The 19451-nt window shown below is 63.3% G+C and carries 18 protein-coding genes; 6 read left to right on the top strand and 12 right to left on the bottom strand.

The annotated features are described in order from the left end of the window. Positions 1-25 precede the first annotated feature (25 nt). The 5 genes from ASG39_RS02825 to ASG39_RS02805 form a co-directional block, all read right to left on the bottom strand. Positions 26-964, bottom strand: a complete 939-nt coding sequence (locus ASG39_RS02825) for an SHOCT domain-containing protein (protein ID WP_062592577.1) — start codon at positions 962-964, stop codon at positions 26-28. 120 nt (positions 965-1084) lie between these two features. Beyond that, entirely contained in the window at positions 1085-2314 is a 1230-nt protein-coding gene (locus tag ASG39_RS02820; protein WP_062593370.1) for a PLP-dependent aminotransferase family protein, read from the bottom strand. Positions 2315-2886: 572 nt separating this feature from the next. Further along, positions 2887-3906 carry a ketol-acid reductoisomerase gene (ilvC, locus tag ASG39_RS02815; RefSeq protein ID WP_062592575.1) on the bottom strand — a complete coding sequence of 340 codons (1020 nt, stop codon included), beginning with the start codon at positions 3904-3906 and terminating at the stop codon, positions 2887-2889. Between the two features lie 37 nt (positions 3907-3943). Further along, positions 3944-4588, bottom strand: a complete 645-nt coding sequence (locus ASG39_RS02810; protein WP_244481102.1) for a TetR/AcrR family transcriptional regulator C-terminal domain-containing protein — start codon at positions 4586-4588, stop codon at positions 3944-3946. 168 nt (positions 4589-4756) lie between these two features. Then, positions 4757-5221 (bottom strand): Lrp/AsnC family transcriptional regulator, encoded by a 465-nt coding sequence (locus ASG39_RS02805; protein ID WP_062592571.1) that lies wholly within the window; start codon positions 5219-5221, stop codon positions 4757-4759. A gap of 164 nt (positions 5222-5385) precedes the next feature. Here ASG39_RS02805 and ASG39_RS02800 point away from each other — a divergent pair, with 164 nt between their 5' ends. Continuing rightward, entirely contained in the window at positions 5386-6120 is a 735-nt protein-coding gene (locus ASG39_RS02800) for an aspartate/glutamate racemase family protein (RefSeq protein WP_062592569.1), read from the top strand. A 9-nt stretch (positions 6121-6129) separates the two neighbouring features. On the opposite strand, the gene ASG39_RS02795 is transcribed toward ASG39_RS02800, so the two are convergent. Then, positions 6130-6534, bottom strand: a complete 405-nt coding sequence (locus ASG39_RS02795) for a helix-turn-helix domain-containing protein (RefSeq protein WP_062592567.1) — start codon at positions 6532-6534, stop codon at positions 6130-6132. Positions 6535-6701: 167 nt separating this feature from the next. Here ASG39_RS02795 and ASG39_RS02790 point away from each other — a divergent pair, with 167 nt between their 5' ends. Beyond that, positions 6702-7586 carry an SDR family oxidoreductase gene (locus ASG39_RS02790; RefSeq protein WP_062592565.1) on the top strand — a complete coding sequence of 295 codons (885 nt, stop codon included), beginning with the start codon at positions 6702-6704 and terminating at the stop codon, positions 7584-7586. Between the two features lie 34 nt (positions 7587-7620). Here the strand turns inward: ASG39_RS02790 and ASG39_RS02785 are convergent, their stop codons facing one another. Beyond that, entirely contained in the window at positions 7621-8376 is a 756-nt protein-coding gene (locus tag ASG39_RS02785) for a pyridoxine 5'-phosphate synthase (protein ID WP_062592562.1), read from the bottom strand. 605 nt (positions 8377-8981) lie between these two features. Here ASG39_RS02785 and ASG39_RS02780 point away from each other — a divergent pair. After that, a complete protein-coding gene (locus tag ASG39_RS02780) occupies positions 8982-10265 on the top strand; it encodes a hypothetical protein (protein WP_156467984.1) in 1284 nt (427 codons plus the stop codon). A gap of 86 nt (positions 10266-10351) precedes the next feature. Here the strand turns inward: ASG39_RS02780 and ASG39_RS02775 are convergent, their stop codons facing one another. Next, the gene (locus ASG39_RS02775) at positions 10352-11479 is read right to left on the bottom strand and encodes an ATP-dependent RecD-like DNA helicase (protein ID WP_062592559.1); all 1128 of its coding nucleotides are present in this window, start codon (positions 11477-11479) and stop codon (positions 10352-10354) included. 291 nt (positions 11480-11770) lie between these two features. Here ASG39_RS02775 and ASG39_RS02770 point away from each other — a divergent pair, with 291 nt between their 5' ends. Both ASG39_RS02770 and ASG39_RS02765 read left to right on the top strand, forming a co-directional pair. Next, the gene (locus tag ASG39_RS02770) at positions 11771-12865 is read left to right on the top strand and encodes an AbrB family transcriptional regulator (protein ID WP_062592557.1); all 1095 of its coding nucleotides are present in this window, start codon (positions 11771-11773) and stop codon (positions 12863-12865) included. Between the two features lie 63 nt (positions 12866-12928). Continuing rightward, positions 12929-13771, top strand: coding sequence for an aldo/keto reductase (locus ASG39_RS02765; RefSeq protein ID WP_062592555.1), 843 nt, complete (start codon positions 12929-12931; stop codon positions 13769-13771). A gap of 116 nt (positions 13772-13887) precedes the next feature. Here ASG39_RS02765 and ilvN read toward each other — a convergent pair whose 3' ends face one another. From ilvN to ASG39_RS02745, 4 genes are all read right to left on the bottom strand, one after another. Then, positions 13888-14460 carry an acetolactate synthase small subunit gene (gene ilvN, locus ASG39_RS02760; protein WP_062474084.1) on the bottom strand — a complete coding sequence of 191 codons (573 nt, stop codon included), beginning with the start codon at positions 14458-14460 and terminating at the stop codon, positions 13888-13890. 20 nt (positions 14461-14480) lie between these two features. Further along, positions 14481-14882 carry a type II toxin-antitoxin system VapC family toxin gene (locus ASG39_RS02755; RefSeq protein WP_062592553.1) on the bottom strand — a complete coding sequence of 134 codons (402 nt, stop codon included), beginning with the start codon at positions 14880-14882 and terminating at the stop codon, positions 14481-14483. Further along, positions 14863-15159 (bottom strand): AbrB/MazE/SpoVT family DNA-binding domain-containing protein, encoded by a 297-nt coding sequence (locus tag ASG39_RS02750; protein WP_062592550.1) that lies wholly within the window; start codon positions 15157-15159, stop codon positions 14863-14865. Before ASG39_RS02750 ends, ASG39_RS02755 begins: the two co-directional genes overlap by 20 nt. 85 nt (positions 15160-15244) lie before the next feature. Continuing rightward, on the bottom strand, positions 15245-17032 hold the full coding sequence (locus tag ASG39_RS02745; protein ID WP_156468018.1) for an acetolactate synthase 3 large subunit: 1788 nt from the start codon (positions 17030-17032) through the stop codon (positions 15245-15247). Between the two features lie 356 nt (positions 17033-17388). On the opposite strand from ASG39_RS02745, the gene ASG39_RS02740 reads away from it, so the two are divergent. Beyond that, a complete protein-coding gene (locus tag ASG39_RS02740; RefSeq protein ID WP_062592546.1) occupies positions 17389-19437 on the top strand; it encodes an ATP-binding protein in 2049 nt (682 codons plus the stop codon). Positions 19438-19451: the final 14 nt, after the last annotated feature.

Below are 19451 nucleotides of genomic sequence, written 5' to 3'. Positions count from 1 at the left end.
ATATCCGCCGCCGTTCTGGCGTCGTCTAGAGACGCTTGAGAAGTTCGGCCTTCTTCGCCGAAAACTCTTCTTCCGACAGGATGCCCGCCGTTTTCAGCGCCGCGAGCTTTTCGATCAAGGCGATGATCTGCAGGCCATCGGAGGACGACGGAGCGGGCGCCTGTGGCCGAGCCTCTGCCGCGTCCACGAGACGCTCCTCGAGAGACGTCTTCGCGGGATCGATCGCGGCGAGCGGCGCCGACTGGGCGGCAGACCAGCTTTCGGCCGCATATCCGCTGGCAGCGGCGTCCGGCTGGTAGGCCGGCGCGGATGAGATCGGCGCGGATGAGGCCGGCGCGGATGAGGTCGGTGCAGCGGTGTAGCCCGCCCCGGCGTGGCTCGTGGCTTGATCGGGCATCGGCTCCGCGCCGGGCAGGTCGCCGCCATTGTTGAGACGGCGGAGGCTGGACACCGAAAACGAGCCGCGCTGGCTGGTGAAGGTCTGCGAGCCCCCGACGCCCTGTTGCTGGCCGACGCCCGAGATCAGATGGTCCTCAGTGTCGTAAAGCGTCACGCCGTCGCCGTCCTTGATGGCCAAGCAGTGCTGGGAGGGAAAGACGGCATAGGCGCTGTCGTTCTGCGCGCCGGTGCTGGAGGGCACGCCCAGCCATTGCGGCCACCAGGCATGCTGGCCGGTGGAGGCGCCGGCGACCTCGATCCGCCCGGACGACAGGGCTTCGGCCAGACTGTTGCAAAGATTGTCGACCGTGTTCTTCAGTCCGTGATTGAACATATCGCCAACCATGGTCATGCCGCCGCGCATCCACTGCCCGTGACCGCCGAGCTCGGCGATATCGAACTGGGCCATGGTGCCGTGTCCGCGCTTCACCGCGACGAGCATCGCCGTCACGGCGTTTTCGCTCAGCTGGAAGCGCCCTGCGAGTTCGGAAAGAAAAGCTTTTGTGGCATCGCTCTGGCCCTGCATCGATCGTCCTCTTCGCTTTCACCACGCGGAGAAGCCGCGTACCACCCTCATGACAGAGTGGTACGCGAATATATAGAGCAAGGCTTGCAGACGATCAGGTCTACCAGATGATCAGGGCGATCAGGCGACCTTGGCGAGGATTTCGCCGCGGATGAGCGTGGCGAGGCGCGAAATGCCTTCCTCGATCATCGTCTCATTGGCGCAGGAGAAGCTGACACGCAGCGTGTTGGCACCCGATCCATCGGCGAAGAACGCCTTTCCGGGCACGAACGCGACCTTGGCGGTGACCAGCGACTTCGCGAGAAGCGCCCCCCCCTCCATGCCGACCGGCAAGGTCAGCCAGACGAACATGCCGCCTTCCGGACGCGTCCAGGAGACGCCGTCAGGCATGTGCGTCTCCAGCGCCTTCAGCATCGCATCGCGGCGCTGGCTGTAGACGGAGCGGATCTTGTCGACCTGCCGGTCGAAGCCGCGCTCGGCCACATGGCAGATCGCCATCTGGTTGATGGTCGAGGAGTGCAGGTCGGCCGCCTGTTTCATCAGGACCAGCTTGCGAATGACCGGCATGGCGGCCACGACGAACCCGACCCGGAGACCGGGTGCCAGCGTCTTGGAGAACGAGCCGCTATAGATGGTGCGGGTCTCGTTGATGGCGCCCTTGCGGGCGATTTCAAGCGCGAGGATCGGTGGGATCGCATCGCCGTTGAAACGCAACGACTGGTAGGCGCCGTCCTCGATGATGGCGATATCCATCTCGTCGGCCATGTCGATCAGCGCCTCGCGCTGGCTGCGCGTCACGGTCTCGCCGGTCGGGTTGGAGAAGTCCGCCGAGAGATAGGCGAACTTGACGCGACCGCCGGCCTTGGCCGCCGTCTCCTGATAGGCCGCCGGCGTCCGGTTGCCGCCGGGCGTCAACTGGTCGTAATTCGGCTCATAGGCATTGAAGGCCTGCAGCGCGCCGAGATAGGTCGGCCATGTGACCAGTGCCGTATCGTTCGGCGACAGGAACAGCTTGCCGAGATAATCGAGCGCCTGCTGCGAACCCGAGGTGATGAGAATGTTTTCCGCTTCGCAGGGGATGCCGATTTTCGCCATCTCGCCGACCAGCCATTCGCGCAGCGGAAGGTAGCCTTCGCTCACCGAATATTGGAGCGCGGCACCGACGGCCGGCCCGGAGAAGATGTCGGCATAGGCGGTCTTGAATTCCGCGTCCGGAAACAGCGCCGGGTCCGGAATACCGCCGGCAAAGGAGATGATGTCGGGGCGATCGAGCAGCTTCAGAAGTTCGCGGATTTCCGACGCGCGCATACGGCTCGAGCGCGTTGCGAAAATGGATTCCCAGTCCAGCATGGATATTTCCTCGATGATGCTTTTGCCGAACCACATCACGGCAGGTGGAATAAGTCAACAATGCTGACCTAAATCAGCGTAAAAAATCCGCATCGATCGACGCGGCCAGAGAGAGGCTGCAGATCATGCGGAGAGCGATGGCGGAAGGGCTTGCAGGAGCGGACCGCGTGGCAGCAGACACCGTGGACCACCGGGCACGAATGCCCGGCGTGTTCTTTCCAGAGGCAACGGGACGTCTAACCCGTTGTCGCCGGATGTCAGCCTAGCCGACAGGCCTCAAGCGCTGCCAGATGTCATGCTGCACGCGATCAGGGCGCCGATGGCGCAGAGAATCGCAAAGTCGAACCAGGCGAAATACTCCATCACGGTCGTCATCACACTATCCTCCTCGATGTGGAACGAGACAGGCAAAGTGTGCGCTCAACCGCGCGATCATGCAACCCATAATTATCTATTTTGCAAGGCACAATCGATTTTGCGCTGCAAAAACAGTCTCCGGGAGGTGCAGGCAGCGGGAACGAAAATGCCGGGCAAGGCTGCCCGGCATCGCCGTTTCCGATGAAGGAAGAGGCTTAGTTGCGGGCCTTGTCGACCAGCTGGTTCTTGGCGATCCAGGGCATCATGCCGCGCAGCTTGGCGCCGACTTCCTCGATCTGGTGGGTGTCGTTCATGCGGCGGATACCCTTGAAGCGCGCAGCGCCCGAACGGTATTCCTGCATCCAGTCGGAGGTGAACTTGCCGGTCTGGATGTCGTGCAGGACGCGCTTCATCTCGGCCTTCGTTTCCGAGGTGATGATGCGCGGGCCCGTGACGTATTCGCCCCACTCGGCCGTGTTGGAGATCGAGTAGTTCATGTTGGCGATGCCGCCTTCATAGATCAGGTCGACGATCAGCTTCACTTCGTGCAGGCACTCGAAATACGCCATCTCCGGCGCATAGCCGCCTTCAACCAGCGTTTCGAAGCCGGCGCGGATCAGCTCGACCAGACCGCCGCAGAGAACGACCTGTTCGCCGAAGAGGTCGGTTTCGCACTCTTCCTTGAAGTTCGTCTCGATGATGCCCGAACGGCCGCCGCCGACGCCGCAGGCGTAGGACAGCGCAAGATCGAGCGCGTTGCCCGAAGCGTCCTTGTCGACGGCAACGAGGCAGGGAACGCCGCCGCCCTTCTGGTATTCGCCGCGCACCGTGTGGCCCGGGCCCTTCGGCGCGATCATGACGACGTCGAGCGTCTCCTTCGGCTCGATGAGGCCGAAATGGACGTTGAGGCCGTGTGCGAACGCGATGGCTGCGCCGTCACGGATGTTGCCGGCGATGTCGGCCTTGTAGATGTCGGCCTGAAGCTCGTCCGGCGTCGCCATCATCAGGAGGTCGCCCCACTTGGCGGCTTCGGCGACGGTCATGACCTTGAAGCCGTCGGCTTCGGCCTTCTTGATGGTCGGGGAGCCGGCCTTGAGCGCGATGACGACATTGGTGGCGCCGCTGTCCTTGAGGTTCAGCGCGTGGGCGCGACCCTGGCTGCCATAGCCGACGATGACGACGTTCTTGGACTTGATGAGATTGAGATCGGCATCACGATCGTAATAGACGCGCATGGAATGTATCCTTCCCTTGTTGAAATCTCGGCCGCCTTCAGGGCTTGGCCGTTTGTCTTTTCGTGCCGTAGAGATCGAGGAAGGCGTCGACCGCCCGCTCCGCCCTGCGGCTGAAATCCTGCTGTGTCGGTTTCACGTCCTCGCCGAGCAGCATGCGAAGATGCAGGTCGGTGACGATGAGCCCGTAGAGAACGCCATAGGCCTCCTCGCCATTGTCGAACCGCAGGAGCCCTGCCCTGCGGCCGGCATCCAGCAACCCTCCGGCCCGCTTGCCGATCTGGCGACGACCGCGCTCCTGCAGCATCTGCCCGAGATGCGAGCCGTCGCGGCTCGCCTGTCCGATCGCAAGGCGGTTCAGCGCCAGCGAAACGTCGCCGCTGAGAACGTCGAGCAGATCGCGCGCGAAAACCACGAGATGTGCCCGCAGGCTCTCTCCGGTCAGCGTTTCCGCCCGCTCTTCCAGCGTGCGCACCTTGCTCGCCTGATAACCGATCATCGCCGACAGAATGCCGTCTCGATCGCCGAACCATTTGTAGAGGCTTTCCTTGGAGCAGTTCGCCGCCCGTGCGACGCCCGCCGTCGTCAGCGCCCGCTCGCCGCCATCGACCAGCAGCCGCAACGCGCTATCCAGAACGGCGTTCTGGCGCGGCGAAAATTCCGGCTGGGTGGACAGGGACGACACGACGAGAACCTCCAGGTTAGTACCGTACGGTACGGTTCTTCTTATGCCGAATGTGGGTCAGGCGGTCAACCCGGCGAGGTGGAAAATTCTTGCGTGAACCAAAAGGCGCGACGGTGCCCTGTCCGAGGCAACGGAGATATGCCCCCTCACCGTGCCGAGAAAGAAAAATTACACGGCGTAATCGACCGGAAATGCGGCCCCGCTTTTCAAGACCTCCATGGAGATCGACGCGGAGACGTCGAAGAGCTCGGTTTTGCGCACGATCTGCTTGTAGATGACGTCGTAGTGCTCGACGCGCGGCAGCACGATCTTCAGGATGTAATCGTAGTTGCCGGTCAGGCGGTGCACCTCCACGATCTCGGGAATGTCGCGAATGATCCGGCGAAACCCGTCGATCCAGTCATCGGAATGCTGGGTCGTCTTGATCAACGCAAACACCGTCGTCGGCACGCCGATGCGGTCGCGATCGAGCACCGCGATGCGGCGCGCAATATAGCCCGCCTCCTCCAGCCGCTGGATGCGACGCGAGCAGGCCGAGAGCGACAGGCTGATTTTCTCCGCCAGCACGGTCACGGACTGGTCGGCATCCTCCTGCAACAAGCCGAGCAGTTTTCGGTCACGATCATCCAGCATTCAGGCGCCTCCACAGGATCCGGCGCCGAAATATTGCATGAAATTCTTCTATGGCGCAATTCCTGTGCGCCAAACAGTGTTCTTTAGCCGGGAAATGCAAGCACATGCCGCTGGTTCCGCCGCATCATGGTCGTCAACGCAAACTCAGCAGGGGAAACGGCGTCATGCGAAAGATCGGTCTGATCGGTGGAATGAGCTTTGAAAGCTCGGTGGTCTATTACCGCATGGTCAACGAAGCCGTGCGCGCGCATCTCGGCGGCCTGCATTCGGCCGAAGTGCTGCTGCACTCCGTCGATTTCCAGTCGATCGTCGATCTTCAGATGGCAGGTCGCTGGACGGATGCCGCCCAGCGTCTTGCCGATGTCGCGCGCGCATTGGAAGCGGCCGGCGCGGATTGCGTCCTGATCTGCACGAACACGATGCATCTCGTAGCTGAGGAGGTGCAAGCCGCCATCGGTATCCCCCTCATCAACATCATCGACGAAACCGCGCAGGCGATGTCCGCCGCCGGCATCCGGCGCCCGCTGCTGCTCGCCACGCGCTACACGATGGAGCACGGCTTCTATGCGGAGCGCATGGCCGGTCACGGGATCGACGTCATGGTGCCCTCGGCCGAGGATCGCACGCTCGTCCACGACGTCATCTTCAAGGAGCTTTGCGCCGGCCATGTCCTCGACGCCTCGCGCGCCGCGCTGCATGCCGTCATCGCCAAGGCGAAGGCGCAGGGTGCCGATGCCGTCATCCTCGGCTGCACCGAAATCTGCCTCATCCTCGATCCGGATGCGCTCGCTCTGCCCGGCTTCGATTCGACCGCCATCCATGCCGGCGCTGCCGTGGCCTTCGCTCTGGATGCGTCCGCGGAGAGGAAAACCGAGGCCGGTTGCCGCAAGGCGGCCTGATACGGCAGATCAGCCCGCGGCGTCGAAGACGTCGCGAGACTGGCGGATCGTGCCGTGGTGTTTCGTCGACCAGTCCACGAGCGGCAGGAGAACATCCAGAAAAGACCGGCCGAGATCCGTCAGCGCGTAATCGACGCTCGGCGGATTGGTCGGATAGACGGTCCGGGCGATGTATCCGTCACGCTGCAGGTCGCGCAGCGTCTGCGTCAGCATGCGCTGCGAGATGTCCGGAATGGTGCGCTTGAGCGCCGAAAACCGCATCGGCCCCTCGCTGAGCGCGTGGATCATCAGCGTCGTCCATTTGCCGGCGATATTGCCGAGCACGTCGCGCATGGGGCAATTGGCGGCATCGAACACGACGCCGCCGATGATGACGGCGCTCGTACCCTGGGCCCTTCGGACGTTCGTGTTCATGGGTCGGTTCCCTTTCTGTGCCTATCGGCGAAAAAACTGCCGCCTTTACAGATGCGTCCAAGTGAAGAAGAAAGAGCAGGTCTCTTTTCGAGACTATATCTTTCATAGGCTCCCGCTGCAATGCGGCACCCGTCATTCTTGAGCCTGTCATCTGGAGAAGCAAGTCCATGTCCAAGATCCTCGTTACCGGCGCCGCCGGCCAGTTCGGCCGCCTCGTTCTCGACGAACTCCTCGCCTCGGGTCAGGTCGCTCCCGCCGACATCGTCGCGGCCAGTCGGGACCCCGCAAAGCTTGCCGCCTATGGCGAAAAAGGCGTGACGCTGCGCAAGGCCGATTTCGACGATGCCGCCACGCTCGACGCTGCCTTTCAAGGCATCGACAAGGCGCTGATCATCTCGACGGACGCGCTCGCCGTTCCCGGCCAGCGCCTGAGCCAGCATAAAAATGCGGTCACCGCCGCCAAGAAGGCCGGCGTCGGCCGCGTGTTCTACACCTCGCTGCCGAATGCCGCGACATCGGCGGTCAGCTTCGCACCGGATCATCTCGGCACCGAGGAGGCCATCAAGGCCACCGGCCTGCCTTACACCATCCTGCGCAACAGCTGGTACATGGAGAACCTGTTCCTGTCCGTGCCGACCGCGCTCCAGTCCGGCACCTGGTACACGTCGGCCGGCGACGGCAAGACGTCCTACGTCGCACGGGCGGATCTCGCCGCAGCGACGGCCGCAGCCCTTCTCGGCGATCGAACCGGCAATGAGACGCTGACCCTCACCGGCCCCGTCGCCTACACCAATGCCGAGATTGCAGATCTCGTCAGCGAGATCTCCGGCAGGCCGCTCGCCGTGGTAAACCTGACGGACGAGCAGCTCGCAGGCGGGATGGAGGCAGCCGGCGTCCCCGCTTTCCTCGTCCCGACGCTCGTGTCGTTCGACGCGAACGCGCGCCTCGGCCACATCGAGATCGTCACGGATTCGGTGGAAACACTGACCGGCCGGCCGTCGAAAAACCTTCGGGCGTTCCTTGAGGAAAACAAGGCCGCGCTCGCCGGCTAAACCATCGGACGGATGCGTCTGAAAGGGCCTGCGGTCAGGCGAAAACCTCGCCGCAGGCCCGACGGAAGCGGCGCACCGTCTCCGTCATGCCATATTCCAAGGCATCGGCCGTCAGACCATGTCCGATCGAGACCTCATCGAGATGGGGGATATGCTCGACGAGCAGCGGCAGATTGTCGACCGTCAGATCGTGTCCGGCATTGACGCCGAGGCCGAGCTCGCGTGCGATTGCCGCCGTGCGGCCCAATTCCCGGGCGATGACGGCCGCCCGATCCGGCGCGCCAAAGCAACCGCCATAGGGACCGGTGTAGAGTTCGATCCGATCGGCCCCGGTCGCGCGTGCAATGTCGAGCGCCTCCCGGTCACCATCGCCATCGGCAAACAGCGAGACGCGAAGCCCGAGATCCTTGAGCCGGGCGATGACATCCGTCAGAAGCTCCCGGTTCGCCCGGAAATCCCACCCGTGATCGGATGTCGCCTGTGCCGGATCGTCAGGCACGAGCGTGACCTGCTCGGGGCGATGGCGCTCCAACAGCCCCAGAAACTCGGCATTGGGATAGCCTTCCATGTTGAATTCCGCCTGCGGAAACATCTCGTCGATCAGCGTCCGCAGAGGGCCGAGATCGGAGAAACGAATATGGCGCTGGTCGGGACGCGGATGCACCGTCAACCCATGCGCTCCGGCCTCCAGCGCCTGCTTGCCGATGCCGACCACAGACGGCCACGGAAGGTCGCGGCGGTTTCGCAGCATGGCGATCGCATTGAGGTTGACCGAAAGCTTGGCGGGCATGTGACACCTTGAAAGATCGGAGACATCGGGACGGCGAGCGGCGCCCGGAGGCGACAGGCCACGTCTATCACTCCCCGGGACGCCGTTCCAGAGGCGGTGGGCGGCTTGCCATCGCCGCCGATCAGCCTTTTGAGATCGCCGCTTCGCAACCCCAGGATGCTCGCTTCCGGGCAGACTGCATCCGGACGATGTTCGCCGACGTCCCATAAAGGTGCGCGAAAGGTTTATTTCTCTATCATTAGTAAGTAAATGACATCATTTTTAAACGCGCATGATATCAGGTCTTGCTAGAAGGATCGCTTGAACCAACAATAGGCCTGCCGGCCGCGCTGTGCGCGCATCGAGTCGGACGCCTCGATGGGAGACGGGTTCGTCGGCAACCTATACCACTGAAGAGTCAGTGGAAAATTACGCAACCTTGAAGAGTTATTCTGAGCATATCTGGTGAGAATATCCTCTTTATGTGGTAGGATGGCGCTTCTCACTCAGATCGAAACGAGAAGCGCGGGTGAAGACCTGCAACGTTACAGACGATGTGAAGCGCCGAAGCATCCGTGAGACGCGATCGATCGGTGCTCGTTGAAAGAGAAAGGAGGCAGTGTGTCTTGAAGCCGTTGGACAGACCCACCGATACGGAAATCCGCACGGCGCTTGCCGATGTCTTGGCGAGCGCAGTTTTCGCGCGCTCCGAGCGCCTGCGTGCCTTCCTCTCCTATGTCGTCACCAAGGACCTTGCCGGCCAGTCCATGCAGCTGAAAGGCTACACGATCGCGGTCGATGTCTTCCGCCGTCCGGACGCCTTCAACGCCGACAGCGACCCGCTGGTCCGCGTCCACGCCGGCAAGCTGCGCAAGCTCCTGACCGCGTTCTATGAGACCGAAGGGCAGGATGCCGTCTGGCAGATCGAGATCCCCAAGGGCGGCTATGCCCCGGTCTATCTGCGCCGTTCGGCCGCTGCATGCTCTGCAGGTGTCACGTCCTTGATGACGGAAGCGGATGTCGAAGGCGAGTCCACTGCCCCCGGCGCGATCGTATCGATCACGCCGTCGAAGCCCGCGCCGGATGCCGTCGTCCACGCAGCGCCCTCGGCCGCTGGATCAAAAGATATGTCCCCTGTCGAAGCGGCGCCGGTGAGCGCCGGTCCGCCTGCAGGATCCCGAGCGTCGATCGGCAAGCGGGCGAGGCCCAGCTGGCTGCCGGCGCCGCTGGCGACGCCCGTCGCGATGATCTCGCTTCTGCCTCTCCTGCTTTTCACCCCTTTGAGTTCGACAGCCCTCGGCGTCAGTCCGCAGATCCAGGCGCGTCTTTCGCTTTCGACAAACGCCGACGATACCGACGTTCCGCGCGTGACAGTTCGGGTCGATGGCCCGGCCGCAAACGGGGACGACGTTTTTGCGACGCGCCTTGCCCAGCAGATCCGCGCGGCGATGGATTATTACACGGTGATCATCCCGGGATCGCAGCCGGACGCACTCGCCTGGCAGGCGCCGTCGAAGAGCCCCCTCTCCTTCACCATTTCGATCGGCCCTGCGGAAACGGATCAGCAGACGCGTGTCCGGGTGTCGAGCGATGCCACGGGCGAGATCGTGTCGCAGATGTGGATCGACAATGAGAATCTCTCGAACGATTTCGACCTGCTGTTCGAGAGCCTCGGCGTGGCCGCCAAGACGCTTGCGACCAATGGCGACCTTTTCCACTACGCGGTCGACAAGGGGATATCGAGCCCGCTGATGCAGTGCATGCTGATCACCGACACCTATCGCCGGGAGAAAAGCCGGGATGCGCTGAAGGAAGCGCGTCTCTGTCAGGAAAAACTTCTGGGCAAGCGGAAGACCGAGAGCGAATTCATCATCAGCGCCAGTGAGTTGAAGCGCAACGTTCATCCGTAAAAAGCGAACGTTCGTGCGGAGGATCGTAGAATGCGCTGATCGCAGATCGGGGATTCAGGTCGTGCCCGGCTCCGTGAATGCCCGGTTCAGCGCACGATCGTCAGCGTTTCCGCCGCTCGCGTGATCGCCGTATAAAGCCAACGCTCGCGCGTGTCGCGAAAGGCCCAGCTCTCATCGAACAGCACGACGTCGTTCCATTGCGACCCCTGCGCCTTGTGCACGGTCAGGGCATAGCCGTAGTCGAACTCGTCATAGCGTTTGCGCGTCGACCAGGGGATCTCGCCTTCGACATCCTCGAAAGCCGTCTTGAGCAGCTTGATCTTGGCCGCGCCCCGATCGAGGTCGTCCTCCTCGGGCCGGATCATCAGATTGATGCCCGGCTTCACCGTCTCCTTGGACGAGGTCATCACCTGCCACAGCGATCCATTCAACAACCCCTTGGCGGGGTCGTTGCGCAGGCACACCAGCTTGTCGCCGGATTGCGGATATTCGGTCGTGAACCCCTTCAGCTCCCGCAGTCGCGTATTGTAGCGCCGCCGGGTTTTGTTGGTGCCCACCAGCACCTGATCGGCCTTGAGAACGAGATCCTGCGTCACCTCGGATTTCGAAATGATCTTCGCCGTGCCGTAGTCGCCGAACATGATTTCCTTGCCTTCGCGCACCTGCATGGCAAGCTTGATGATCGGATTGTCGCGCGCCTGCCGGTGAATATCGGTCAGAAGATAGTCGGGCTCGTCATTCGTGAAGTAGCCCCCGCCGGACACCGGCGGCAGCTGCCCGGGATCGCCGAGCACGAGGATCGGCGTACCGAAGCTCATCAGATCCTTGCCCAGCGCCTCATCGACCATGGAACATTCGTCAACGACGATCAGCGCGGCTTTCGCGACCGGGCTCTGGCGGTTGATCGAGAACATCGGCGAGACCGAGGTCTTGCCGGTTTCCTCGTCGGACACCTCTTCCTCGCCGCGCGGCCGGTAGATCAACGAATGGATCGTCTTGGCGTTCGAGGCGCCCTTGGAGCGCAGCACCTGCGCGGCCTTGCCCGTGAAGGCGGCAAACAGCACTTCGCCATCCACATGTTCGGCAAAATGGCGGGCAAGCGTGGTCTTGCCCGTGCCGGCATAGCCGAACAACCGGAACAAGGGCTTGCGCCCGGCCTTCAGCCACTGGCTGACGGCCTTCAACGCCTCGTCCTGCTGGGGTGCAAATTCCATGCAACGACGTGGCAGGATTCGGCGCCGGAGCGCAAGCCCGCCGGCGCGCTTTCCCCCCGCCTGCGCGAGAGGCCGCCCGCTGTGGCAGCCGCAAACGAAAAGGCAAATGGAGGCTGCATCCTCTCCTTTGACGCTTGAGAATTCTTGACTTCCACCGGCCGATGGCTCTTAACCCGCTGACGGTCCGCCCGCTGCCCCCCGCAGTGCGCGCGGCGCATCTTACAACCCGGCTGAGCCTGATGCCCCGGCTGGACCTGCCCGAGCGAGAATGGCCAGAAATCGAGCCGCCCGATGACGTTGCAATCCGAGAAAAGCAGGACCGGGCTTGGCCGGCGCTCGCGACGCGTCCAGTGGTTCCTGCTTCTCGCCCTCTCCATTGCCGTCGCTGCAACCCTCGAAGCGCTCGGCATTCCCGCGGCGCTCCTGATGGGCCCCATGGTCGCCGGCTGCATTCTCGGCCTCAACGGCAGCACGATCCGCCTCCACCGCGCGCTCGTTCTGTCCTCCCAGACGCTGATCGGCACGATGATCGCGGGCTCCATAACCGCCGATATCGTCGGCACCTTCCTCGGCAACTGGCCGCTCTTTCTCGGCATCGTCGTCTGCGTCATCACCATGAGCACGCTCAGCGGCTACCTGATCACCCGGCTGAACGTCCTTCCCGGCACGACCGCCATCTGGGGCTGTTCGGCCGGTGCCGCCACCACGATGATGGTCATGGCGGAGGCCTATGGCGCCGATGTCCGGCTGGTCGCCTTCATGCAATATCTGCGCGTGGTCTTCGTCGCCGCCGCCGCCGCCCTCGTCGCGCGCTATTGGGCCGGACTGGACGGTGCCACCGCCACGATCGTCTGGTTCGAGCCGATCGCGGCCCTGTCTCTGGCCCAGACGCTCGCCGTCGCCGTCTTCGGCGGCACGCTCGGCTGGTATCTCCGCATCCCCGCCGGCGCCCTCCTCGTGCCCTTCCTCATCGGCGGCCTGCTCAGCGTCACCGGCAGCGTCCACATCCATCTCCCCGAATGGCTGCTCGCGATCAGCTATGCGGCCCTCGGCTGGAACATCGGCCTCGGATTCACGCGGCCCATCCTCGCGCATGCCCGTCGGGTGCTCCTGCCCACAGTCGCCTCCATCCTCGTGCTGATGGGCATTTCCGGCATCCTCGCCTTTATCCTGACCCGCACGGCCGGCATCGATCCGCTGACCGCCTACCTCGCGACCAGCCCCGGCGGCATGGACTCGATCGCCATCATCGCGGCCTCCAGCAATGTCGATATCGCCTTCGTCATGGCCCTGCAGACGGCTCGGCTGCTGATCGTCATGGCCATGGGCCCGCCGCTGGCCCGCTTCGTCGCCAAGCGCGCCGGCGCGCGGCCAAACCTCGGCTGACGCCTCTTCCGCCCGGCAGACACAAGCCTATATCCTCGCTCACCAGGAAGAGAGAACGCCCCGATGCCCACGACGTTGACCAGCACCATATTTCCGAACGGAACCTCGGTTCCAGTGCTTGGTCAGGGCACGTGGCACATGGGCGAGAACGCTGCCGCACGATCCCAGGAAGTCTCCAGTCTCCGACTCGGCCTCGATCTCGGCCTGACGCTGATCGATACGGCCGAGATGTATGCGGATGGCGGCGCGGAGCGTGTGGTGGGCGAGGCCATCGCTGGCCGCCGGGGCGATGCCGTCGTCGTCAGCAAGGTCCTGCCGTCGAACGCGTCGACATCCCGGACGCTGCGGGCCTGCGAGGACAGCCTGACGCGGCTCGGCACCGATCACATCGACCTCTACCTCCTGCACTGGCGCGGCGGCACGCCGCTTTCGGAAACGCTGGAGGCCTTCGAACGCCTGCTGAAGGACGGCAAGATCCGCGCCTGGGGCGTGTCCAATTTCGATGTCGACGACATGGAGGAAATCGAGCAGCTGGCGCCGGGCCGGGCGGCGACCGACCAGGTGCTCTACAACCTGTCGCGCCGGGGCATCGCCTTCGATCTCCTGCCCTGGTGCGCCGCGAAGCGCATGCCGATCATGGCCTACTCGCCGCTGGACGAAGGCCGTCTGCTCGGCAACGCCACGCTGCATCGCATCGCCGCCGCGCATGGCGCAACGCCGGCCCAGATCGCCATCGCCTTCGTTCTGGCAACGCCGGACGTGATCGCCATCCCGAAGACCGGCCGGCCGGACCGCATCCGCGAGAACTTGGCCGCCCTCGATATCCGGCTGACGAACGAGGACAGACTGGCGCTGGACGCCGCCTTCCCGCCGCCCTCGCGGAAGCGACCGCTCGAGATGATCTGAAACGACAAAGCCGCCCACCTTTTCGGATGCGCGGCTTTATGGGTTCGAAGACTGGATCAGGAAGCGGATTCGGCTTCGCAGGAAAGAACCTCAATGCCCTGACGATAGGCGTGTTTTTACATTCCCTGCGCGCCGCGGTTCATGGCGGCGATGCCCGTGCGGCAGACTTCCAGCAAGCCGAGCGGCTTCATCACGGCGACGAACTGGTCGATCTTCGACGACTTCCCCGTGATTTCCAGAATGAAATGCTCGACCGTCGCATCGACCACCTTGGCATGGAAGGCATCGGCCAGACGCAGCGTCTCCGCCCGGTTCTCACCGGTGCCCTTGACCTTCACCAGTGCCACCTCCCGCTCGATCGGACGGTCATGCCCGAGAGAACCGGCGCGCACCGTCAGATCCACGACGCGGTGAACCGGCACCAGCCGTTCGAGCTGCGACTTGATCTGCTCCAGCACATGCGGCGTCCCCCGCGTCACGATCGTGATCCGCGAGAGATGCGCCTCGTGTTCGGTCTCCGACACGGTCAGGCTCTCGATATTGTAGCCGCGCCCGGAAAACAGCCCGATCACCCGCGCCAGAACGCCCGGCTCGTTGGCCACGAGAACGGACAGCGTGTGCTTCTCCGCGATCTCGGTTTCCTTGGCGATGAAATAGGCAGAGCCGGTCGGTTGTAGGTGGGCGTTCATGAGATTGGGTCCTCCAAAATTTATTGGGCCAGCTCGACGCTGGCGTCGGGTATGAGTTTTTTCGCGCGGCGCACAAGATCGCGGTCGAAGGTGACGAAAGGCATGCTTTCATCCGTCAGGCAGAGATGCACCGCATCGGCGAAATCCATGCCCGCGGAATGAAGGTCGAGAGCGCACGTCAGCGCGTCGGGACGCGCGACCTCGATCAATTCGTCGATCAGCATGGATCTGAACATGTCGTTGATGCGCCGAGTGTCCGCCTTGAAGACTTTCCTCAGCACCCACTCCGCCTCCATGAGCACGGTCCAGAGGACCGAAAAACGATTGGTTGTGAAAAGGCGCTCGACGATCGCGTTCTGCTCCGGGTTGTCAAGGACCAGCAACCGGACGAGAACATTGGTATCAATCGACAGGGTTTTCATCGATGCCTTTGTCCCACTGTCGCTGAACGCTGTCCCACCGCTGTTTTGCCTCGTCAAGGATGGCTTGATGCATCATTTCGTCCGTGATCGGCGGGCCGTCGTACCTCATCCGCTTCGCCAGGAATGCCTCCATGGCGATTGTCCGTTTGCCCGTCGTTTCCGACGAAGCCGCGGGTACAGGCTCAACGATCAACTTGCCGCCGCTTTCCGTGATCTCCACTTCGGAGCCCGGATAAAGCCCCACGGCATCGCGGAGCGCCCTCGGAAGCTCCACCATTCCCGTGTCAGACATCCTTGCTCTCGCCATCGCCCTCACCTTTTAAAACGGGACGCGGCCAATCTACCGCGTCCCGTCCGTGCAATCAAACCAGCTGGCGGCCCTTGGCATCGATCGCGGTGGCGACCGCTTCGTCGGTGGCCTCGTCCGGCAGCAGCATCTCGTTGTGCGCCTTGCCCGAGGGGATCATCGGGAAGCAGTTGGCAAGGTTGGCGACGCGGCAGTCGAAGATGACGGGGGCCGGGCTGTCGATCATCCGCAGGATCGCATCGTCCAGCTCGCCGGGCTTGTCGCAGCGAATGCCGACGCCGCCATAGGCTTCCGCCAGCTTGACGAAATCGGGCATCGCCTCCGTGTAGGAGTTGGAGAGACGATTGCCGTGCAGCAGCTGCTGCCACTGGCGCACCATGCCCATATACTGGTTGTTCAGGATGAAGATCTTGACCGGCAGACTGTATTGCACGGCGCAGGACATTTCCTGGATGCACATCTGGATCGAGGCATCGCCCGCGATGTCGATGACGAGGCTGTCGGGATGCGCGACCTGAACGCCGATCGCAGCCGGGAAACCATAGCCCATCGTGCCGAGCCCGCCCGAGGTCATCCAGCGGTTCGGCGCTTCGAAGCCGTAGAACTGCGCCGCCCACATCTGGTGCTGTCCGACTTCCGTCGTGATGTAGGTATCGCGGTCCTTGGTCAGCGCATGCAGGCGCTCGATGGCATATTGCGGCATGATGACGTCGGCGCTTTGCTTGTAGGACAGCGACTTGCGCCCCCGCCAGCGGGCGATATCGGCCCACCAGTCGTTCAGCCGCGCCGTGTCGAGCCCGGCCGATCCGGCATGCCACAGGCGAACCATCTCTTCCAGAACGCGGCCGACATCGCCGGCGATCGGGACATCGACGCGAACGATCTTGTTGATCGAGGATGGGTCGATGTCGATGTGGATCTTCTTGGAGTTCGGCGAAAACGCGTTCAGCCGGCCGGTGATCCGGTCGTCGAAACGCGCGCCGATGCAGATCATGACGTCGGCATCGTGCATGGCCATGTTGGCCTCGTAGGTGCCGTGCATGCCGAGCATTCCGAGCCAGTTGGTGCCGGAGGCGGGGTAGCAGCCGAGGCCCATCAGGGTCGAGGTGATAGGAAAATTCGTCAGCGAAACCAGCTCGCGCAGCAACCGCGTCGCCTCGTCGCCCGAATTGATGACGCCGCCGCCGGAATAGATGATCGGACGGCGTGCCGTCTTCATCAACGCGACCGCTTCCTCGATGCGGCGGATATCGCCATCCATCTTCGGCTGATAGCTCGTCTGGATCGGAACGGCCGACGGCGGCGTGTAGGTGCCCGTCGCGAACTGGATATCCTTGGGAATATCGACCAGAACCGGACCGGGACGACCGGACTTTGCGATGCGGAACGCCTCGTGGATGATCGCTGCCAACTCGTTGACGTCCTTGACCAGCCAGTTGTGCTTGGTGCAGGGCCGGGTGATGCCGACCGTGTCGCATTCCTGGAAGGCGTCGGAACCGATCAGCGAGCTCGGGACCTGGCCGGACAGGCAGACGAGCGGGATGGAGTCCATCAGCGCATCCTGCAGCGGCGTCACGGCATTGGTCGCGCCGGGGCCGGAGGTGACGAGCATGACGCCGACCTTGCCGGTCGAGCGGGCATAGCCCTCGGCCATATGGCCTGCGCCCTGCTCGTGACGGACGAGGATATGCTTGATGTCTTCCTGCTGGTGGATTTCGTCGTAGATCGGGAGGACGGCACCGCCGGGATAGCCGAAGATGACCTCGACGCCATTGTCCTTGAGCGCACGCAGAACGATCTCCGCGCCCGTCATCCTGTTCTCGTCCCTGCTCGCTTCATCCATTTCGCTCTTCCCGCCCGACATGTCTTGGATCCTGTGCTCTGCTTGTTCGAAGGCATAAAAAAAGGCCCCGTCAGGAGCCTTGGTTTGCGCATGGGTGGCTATCGCCGGATGGTTACACCATCCTGCCCATGCGCGATCCCACCACAAGAATGATTGCTTGAATGTTCATGGGGCGCACTGATACCGGCATTCGGCCATGTCGTCAACGGTTTTTACACCTTTGCCGCGATCATGCCCGAGGGCGTTCCATCTGCGGCGATGCCGATCCGATCAGGCTGCCCCGCGTGAAAATAGCCGATGAGAAACATCTTCTTAAAGTCCGACGCTTACATTCCGAAACGTAAGCGAGGTACTACGTGGTGAACAACGAACTTCAGGCCGAAGGCCGGACAGCGGAGGCGGACAGGCGCGATACGGTCGCCCGGGGCAATCGCTTCCTCGGTCGCGTCATCGCCTGCAACGGTTCCCGCGCGACCATCGCCGCACTGGCCGAAAACGGCGAAACGTCGCTGACCGAACTCTGGTCGGTCGGGCGGCTGGTGTCCATCACCGTCGGGACCAATCGGGTCGTCGCCCTCGTCTCCTCCATGCGCACGAGCGACGACAACTGGGCGGAGCAGCAGGACAACGTCTTCCGCATCGACGTGGAACTCGTGGGCGAGGTGCGGGTCGATATCGACGGGCGCGAGGGATTTTCCGCCGGCATCAGCCAATACCCCTATCTCGGCGCCGTCGCCCACCGTATCCGCACCGCCGACCTTGCCCGCATCTACGACACGGGTCGCGGCGGTTGCTTCACCATCGGCCAGTTGACGCAGGACGACAGCCTGGACGCGACGATCCACATTCCCTCGATGCTGTCGAAACATTTCGCCGTCGTCGGCACCACCGGCGTCGGCAAATCCACGGCCGTCACGCTTCTCCTGCGAAAGGCGATCGAAGCCGACCCGAAGCTGCGAATCCTGATCCTCGATCCCCACAACGAGTTCGCCGCCGCCTTTCCCGACCATGCCGTCGTCATCGACACAGACACGCTGGACCTGCCCTTCTGGCTGATGCGGCTGGAAGAGTTCGCGGAAGTCGTGTTCCGGGGGCGCTCCGCCATTGCCGAGGAACTCGACATCCTGCGCGATCTCATTCCCGAGGCCAAGCGAGGCTTCAAGGGCGACGGCGGCGTGATGCGGCGGCAGACGGAGAAAAGCTCCCTGACGGCGGACACGCCGGTGCCCTATCGCATCGCCGACCTCATCGCACTGATCGACGAGCGGATCGGCCGTCTGGAAGGGCGTGGCGAGAAGCCGTCGCTCCGGTCGCTGAAGGTTCGCGTCATGGCAGCCGTCAACGATCCGCGCTACACCTTCATGTTCTCCTCGAACACGATCAACGACACGATCCTGGAAACGATCGCGAAGATCTTTCGCATTCCGGGCGAAGGGCGCCCCATCACCACGTTCCAGCTGGCGGGCATTCCCTCGGAGGTCGTCAATTCGGTCGCCTCCGTTCTTTGCCGCATGGCCTTCGAGATCGGGCTCTGGAGCAATGGCGGCGTCCACATGCTGGTCGTCTGCGAAGAGGCGCACCGCTATGTGCCGTCGGATCAGTCCCTCGGCTTCCTGCCGACGCGCCAGGCCATCGCCCGCATCGCCAAGGAAGGCCGGAAATACGGCGTCTCGCTCGGCATCATCACGCAGCGTCCCGGCGAACTGGACCCGACCATCCTGTCGCAGTGCTCCACGGTCTTTGCCATGCGCCTCTCCAACGATCGCGACCAGGACATCATCCGCTCGGCCATCCCGGATTCGTCCGTCTCGACCATGAGCTTCCTCTCCTCGATCGGAAACGGCGAGGCCATCGCTTTCGGCGAAGCGGTCTCGGTGCCGATGCGCATGCGCTTCGCGCGCATCCCGGACAACCGCCTGCCGAAGGCGGCCGGCGGGTTTGTGAAGGCCGACGACGAAACGCCGGCCAATGTCGATCTGCGCACCATCGTCGCGCGCATGCGCGCGAGTTCCATCGGCGAAACGGCGTCGTTTGCGGCCCATTCGGCGGCGGCCGGCGGATTCTCTTCCGGAGAACCGCTCGCTCCGCCGCCCCTTGCCGACCGCGCTGCGGAGTGGCCAGACACTTCGACCCGATCGGACGCACGAAGCCCGACGGACAGGCTCGAAAGCTACCGCCCGGACATGCTGCCCCGCGTCGAACCGCAATATTCCGATCCCCTGTCGAATCCTCAGGCCGACCGCTTCAATGCCTATCGTCGGCAGATCCTCGGCGGCGAGGCGGACGCTTCAGCCCCAACCGCCCCCGCTCCGCAAGGGCTCGATGAAGCTGCAGCCTCCCTGCGGGCGCCGTCGCTGCGCGAAAGCCTTCTCCGCAAGCCGCTCGGCAGCATGATCCGAAAATAGTGCACCCACCGCGC

The organism is Rhizobium sp. Leaf371, from assembly GCF_001424045.1.
Taxonomy (GTDB): domain Bacteria; phylum Pseudomonadota; class Alphaproteobacteria; order Rhizobiales; family Rhizobiaceae; genus Ferranicluibacter.
Note: the sequence above shows the minus strand (reverse complement) of the source record. Positions and strands in the feature narration are given on the sequence as shown.